General features: G+C 35.1%; 5 protein-coding genes. All 5 read right to left on the bottom strand.

The window, feature by feature from the left end; genetic code table 11:
- Positions 1–499 precede the first annotated feature (499 nt).
- The 5 genes from D5R40_RS29940 to D5R40_RS38285 all read right to left on the bottom strand — a co-directional run bounded on the left by D5R40_RS29940 (position 500) and on the right by D5R40_RS38285 (position 5,092).
- Positions 500–1,408 (bottom strand): AAA family ATPase, encoded by a 909-nt coding sequence (locus tag D5R40_RS29940; RefSeq protein ID WP_124145237.1) that lies wholly within the window; start codon positions 1,406–1,408, stop codon positions 500–502.
- A gap of 329 nt (positions 1,409–1,737) precedes the next feature.
- A complete protein-coding gene (gene rbp / locus D5R40_RS29935) occupies positions 1,738–2,043 on the bottom strand; it encodes an RNA-binding regulator (protein WP_124155647.1) in 306 nt (101 codons plus the stop codon).
- Positions 2,044–2,471: 428 nt separating this feature from the next.
- Complete coding sequence (locus D5R40_RS29930; protein ID WP_124145239.1) at positions 2,472–3,557, bottom strand: bifunctional riboflavin kinase/FAD synthetase; 1,086 nt, start codon at positions 3,555–3,557, stop codon at positions 2,472–2,474.
- 102 nt (positions 3,558–3,659) lie between these two features.
- Entirely contained in the window at positions 3,660–4,562 is a 903-nt protein-coding gene (locus tag D5R40_RS29925; RefSeq protein WP_124155646.1) for an MBL fold metallo-hydrolase, read from the bottom strand.
- Positions 4,563–4,948: 386 nt separating this feature from the next.
- Positions 4,949–5,092 (bottom strand): hypothetical protein, encoded by a 144-nt coding sequence (locus D5R40_RS38285; RefSeq protein WP_161564549.1) that lies wholly within the window; start codon positions 5,090–5,092, stop codon positions 4,949–4,951.
- Between the last annotated feature and the right edge of the window lie 483 nt (positions 5,093–5,575).

Below are 5,575 nucleotides of genomic sequence, written 5' to 3'. Positions count from 1 at the left end.
TTGAGCTTTCCTTGTGACACTTTAGATTTTACAGCATTCTCCACCCACCAAAGCCAAAAAACAAAGTATGTCACAAAAAGTAAAGTAGCTCAGAAACCTCTTTTATTCTGCCTACTGCCTTTATCTAACAATAAATGTTAACGCCTACCTACTTATAACAAATCCGGTGATCAAAAATACTTTATAGGATAGACTAGTCGGTTTATAACTTAAAAAATCCCCAAAAACCTTGTTCTGTAAGGATTCTAGATATTAGGAATTAAAAATGCTTAGAATTATTGCTCTGTCTAGGTTGGAGCGATTTTTTCCCTCTATTTAGCGACAACTCTGATGTAAGATTAAATTCTCTCCCCATCTCCCCTACACCCTACCTCCCCATCTGCACAATCATCAGACTCTATAAACCGGATTTAGTATTACCTGTATTTCTCATTAATTTGAGCAAACCTAGTTAACTATCAAATAGCTAACCGCACTTCTAACAATCAAAAACTCAAACTTAGGAAACCATTACAGAAGTCAGTAATCTTTCCACAATTGTTTGAGCACGTCTTCCTCCTGCTGGTATCAAACGATGGGAAAGGACATAGGGAGAAAGAAATTTCACATCATCAGGAATAGCGTAATCTCTTCCAGCAAGAAACCCTAAAGCTTGAGCTGCTCGATGCAAAGCAACTGTTCCACGAGGACTAACACCCAGTGTAACTTCTTCATCTTCCCGCGTTGCTCTTACTAATCGGAGAATATATTTTTGTAAAGACTCATCTACTTTCACTAGACTACACAAACGACGCAACTCTTCGACTTCCTCTAAAGTAATACAAGCTTTTAGTGTACTTAATCCTACTCCCTCAGAAATTCTTTGTAGCATCTGTAACTCTTCAGATTCTGTAGGATAGCCTAATGTCAGAGATAAACTAAAACGATCCATTTGTGCTTCCGGCAGTGGAAATGTCCCCTGATATTCAATAGGGTTCTGAGTTGCAATGACAAAAAATGGCTTAGGAACAGAACGCGAAACCCCATCTATAGTAACCTGTTTTTCCTCCATTACTTCTAATAGAGCAGACTGAGTACGCGGGGTAGCACGATTAATTTCATCTGTCAATAGCACATTGGCAAACACCGGACCTGGTAGAAATTCAAATTTTCCACTGCTAGGGTTCCAAATATTAGTACCAGTAATATCGGTAGGTAGTAAATCAGGAGTACATTGAATTCGCTGAAACTTTCCAGCGATCGAATAAGCTAGAGATTTAGCTAATAAGGTCTTACCCACACCGGGAACATCTTCTAAAAGAACATGACCTTCCGAAAGAAGTGCTACTAATACTAAGTTAATGGCATCTTCTTTACCAAGAATAGTCTGACTAAGATTTTGTTTCAGCTTTTCAATACTTTCTTTCATAAAATTATGATTTGCTATCTATAAATATTGGCTGAAAGTCCAAAATATCCTGGCTTCTAACTACTAAATTAAAACTCTTTCATCAATTGAAAAAATTAACAGACTTATGCAAAAAGTCTGGCACAATAAACACCAAAGAGAAACATCATCAAAATTAAGGCCAAAAATTTTATTTTAACAATTTCTTGAAGTTTAATACTTAAAATATTAGCTTGATCGCGCTATTTACATCAGAAAAATTATCAATCAAATTGTGATTAATACTAGAAGATAAAAGGAACAGGATTAATTCCCATCCCTTGAATTGAATCTAATTTAACTATGAGAGTTTAGTATTCACTAGAGAATTTGTTTCCTCCGCCTCTTCTTCCACCACCAGATGACCCTCGACCTTCTCGTGGCCTTGCTTTATTGACCTTGAGAGTACGTCCCATCCATTCAGCACCATCAAGTGCTTCAATGGCTGCTGTCTCTTCATCTTCTGTCTCCATTTCTACAAAAGCAAAGCCCCTGGGGCGACCAGTTTCACGGTCTGAAGGAACTTGAACTCGCTTAACGCTACCATACTCCTTGAAGACATCTCTGATATCTTCATCTGTTGCATCGTACGAAAGGTTTCCAACGTAAACCGACATATTTGACCTCCAAAATTAAATGCCATCTAGAGAGATTTCGGAAGGCCAGTAATGCCAGATGAAACATCACAAAAAAGCTCACCACTGAAAGCAAAAACTGTAACCTATACCTATTCTCGAACTAGATTATATCATAGACAGTTTTGGCTAAAAATTATACAGATTACAACTTTAGTCCAACTTAAAACTACCAGTAAAACTTTTTAAATTTTAGCTAAATAGAAATTTGATAAAATGTCTAGGCTAAATTATTCATCAAATTTTACAAGTTAAACAGGAATGCTATATTTTTTTTAGCTTTGCATAATTTATTTTTGATACATTCGACCAATAATTAATTTAAAAGCAATGATCAATTAGAGTGATACGACATTTACCCATCACTAAACTATTTTCCATTGAAACAACAAGATTATTTTATATTAAATTTATTTAGTGTTACTTACGAGTATACTTCTAGCAATTGCACAGTCTTCTTGAATTTTTGCTTTTAGTAAATCTAAAGAAGCAAACTTTTGTTCAGGTCTTAAAAACTCAATCAAATTTACCATTATAGTCTGACCATATAAATCTCCAGACCAATTTAACAAGTGAATTTCTGTAGTCGGGTGTAGACCATTTAATGTGGGGCGACAGCCAATATTCATTACTCCTAAGTGTGGACAATCGCCAGAAGAATTTTCCTGAAGTTGCTTCTGTCCAAAGATATAGGCCTCCACAGCATAAACTCCAAAACGAGGCAAAAATTTTTGTGGCGGTAGCTGTAGATTAGCTGTAGGAAATCCTAAAGTTCTACCTAATTTTTGTCCTTCCACCACCTGACCTGCTAAACTGTAGGGACGACCTAATAAACGATTGGATTTTTTCAGGTCTCCTTGCTCAAGAGCTTGACGAATTATAGAACTGCTAATACGTTCTCCATTTTCACAAGTGTATAGAGGTACAATCGTAACTTCTATATTATAGTTAGCTGCAATAGTCTGTAAATCTGTTGCTTTTCCTACCCTGTTTCTACCAAAGCGGAAGTCCCATCCGACACTTACTTGACTTGCTTTTAAGTGTTTTACCAGAATTTTTTCTACAAATTGAGTAGGAGTTAAATTGGCCAATTCTTGGTCAAATTGCAGTAATACCACTTGTTCTACTCCCATCTGTTGAAAAAGAGCTAATTTTTCATCTAGTGGAGCTAACAATTTTTTTGGTTTTCCACTAAAAAACTCTTGGGGATGAGGATTAAAAGTTACAACAGTTGAATAAATTTTTGGCTCTTGACAATCATCATTTTTGTCCAATTCACTTTGGTAATACCATGATGAATTTAATAATTGAAGTTTTGTGTTTTTGTCTACTTCTGTATCTGTTTGTGATGGATAAACATAGAGTGAATTTTTTCTAGTATCTAATTTTAAAGTTGGTTGAACTACTTGCCTATGTCCTCGATGTAAACCATCAAAGTTTCCCAAGGCAACGGTAGTTGGAGTTAGTACTGTAGCTAAAGAAGAAGTTACCCACACACCTTATATTTTTGTTGATTGAATCATTTTCTACTACATTTAATCTTTGTTCATCTATATTTTTTGTCAGCTTACTAACAAAATTAATATTAAGCTGAAACTTTAGATTTTTTTGGAGTGTTTGACTGCTGAATTATTGTCTTCACTATTGCTTGGAGGAATTAATTGAATTGAAAGACCTTCTCTTGCCATCAAACTATTAGGAAATTTTTCTGCTACTTGCTCTCCTACTTTATCTAAGAAATCATCATTATGTATAGGGTCATGGTGAAAAATCACTAATTTTTTAACTTGAGCCACTGTAGCAATTTTTACAGCCTCCTGCCAAGTTGAATGTCCCCAACCTATTTTACTAGACTTGTCCGAATAATATTCTTCATCTGTATAAGTAGCGTCGTAGATTAATACATCTGCTTGACGAGCCAAAAATAAAACATTTTCATCAAAGCGATCGGGAAAATGTTCTGTGTCAGTAACATAAGCTGCAGTGTATCCTTGCCAGTTGACACGATATCCTACTGCTTCTCCAGGGTGGTTGAGTAAAGCATTTTCAATAACTATATCACCAATTTTAATTGGCTGACTTATTTCCAAATCGAAAAACTTAAGTTCAGCCCCCATAACTTGCAAAGGTACAGGAAAATTAGGGTTGAGCATCTGGTCATTCAGCCTCTGTTGAATAGTAGCTCCATTTGGAGCAACTGCTCCATATATATAGAAACAATTATTTTTAACAAAAGCAGGTACAAAAAAAGGAAAGCCTTGAATATGATCCCAGTGGGTATGGGTAAAGAACATATGGGCTTTTACGGGCATTTGAGACATCAGGGATTGACCCAAAACTCGTAGGCCAGTTCCACCGTCAAAAATCAGGCGATGTCCACCAACTCGCATTTCTACACAAGGAGTATTACCCCCATATCTTACTGTTTCTGCTCCGGGAGAAGCAATACTACCTCTTACGCCCCAAAATTGAACTGTGAATTGATTTTGTTTAACCGACATGAGTTTTATCGCAGAATTTCTTGAGTAAGTCCATCGAGGAGATTTTACTTATTAGTCAAATTTTTGCCATCATAAAATGGCTTAATCTTTAGTGTAATGATATACTTTCAATATGTTAACTCTTATGCTGAATGAATCTATCAAAATTTGGGTGGAAGATGAGAGTTAAGGTTTTTAGCTCTGCTGATATTTAGATGACTCGGGGAATTTTTATCGACTATTTTCTACATTTATAATAATACTATTTGAGACTCTTTGCTTTAAAAATACAAGTATTCTAGAGCTTCTCTGAAAGGGGTGAAAATCACGTTCAAGATTCTTTCTCGTTACTCTTGGCTAACATCTTTTTTGTGAAAACTGGTATAATAAATTACTATAATGTCTCCTCATTCTAACTGATAAATCAAAGAATCTTTCAGCCAAGCTTCAAGTAAATCTTGATGATATGACCCTTCACTCAATTTAGAGGGGAAAATAATTTTTTTGACCTTAAAGCAATTTTCAAATGGATAAACTAGTCCGACTTCCATAGATCGCCGATCATAAGGTTTCCCCTACCCAAAATATTTTGTGGTTTACTCAAACGAAAAGCCCTGTAAAGCAATAATTACAATGACTCTTTACAGTATATTTTGCCAAATTTAAAATCGTAGGATCTTTACTCCTAATACCAAATTTAAAAAAGGTATTTACAGTATTAATCTCTAGATTTCTACCAACAGAGCAAACTACTGTAGCAATATTTGATAAAACTGGTATAATTCTATAACCATAAGGATAATTTTCTTGTTTGTAAAATCCAGCTTCGCCTACATAAATTAGATTTTTGTTATATTTTTTTGTAAACTTTGTTCTGAATTGTTTTCATTTTTTTTAATCTACTTCTTGCTGGCCGTAAGTTTTTTTGCAGGTAATTTGATCGCTTTTAACAGGAATAGCTAAGATAAGGTGCAGAATTATTATCATTTTCTTTGTGGGTTTAATACCCCACCGTCTACACGGTGTTCAAAATT

The organism is Okeania hirsuta (assembly GCF_003838195.1).
In the GTDB taxonomy this organism is placed as follows: Bacteria; Cyanobacteriota; Cyanobacteriia; order Cyanobacteriales; family Microcoleaceae; genus Okeania; species Okeania hirsuta.
The sequence above is the reverse complement of the archived record's forward strand: the minus strand, read 5'-3'. Positions and strand labels throughout refer to the sequence as shown.

Bases quoted from the DNA above. Each gene is read 5' to 3' on its own strand.
- D5R40_RS29940 (WP_124145237.1), bottom strand. From the start codon at position 1,408: ATGAAAGAAAGTATTGAAAAGCTGAAACAAAATCTTAGTCAGACTATT.
- D5R40_RS38285 (WP_161564549.1), bottom strand. From the start codon at position 5,092: ATGGAAGTCGGACTAGTTTATCCATTTGAAAATTGCTTTAAGGTCAAA.
- D5R40_RS29925 (WP_124155646.1), bottom strand. From the start codon at position 4,562: ATGTCGGTTAAACAAAATCAATTCACAGTTCAATTTTGGGGCGTAAGA.
- rbp (WP_124155647.1), bottom strand. From the start codon at position 2,043: ATGTCGGTTTACGTTGGAAACCTTTCGTACGATGCAACAGATGAAGAT.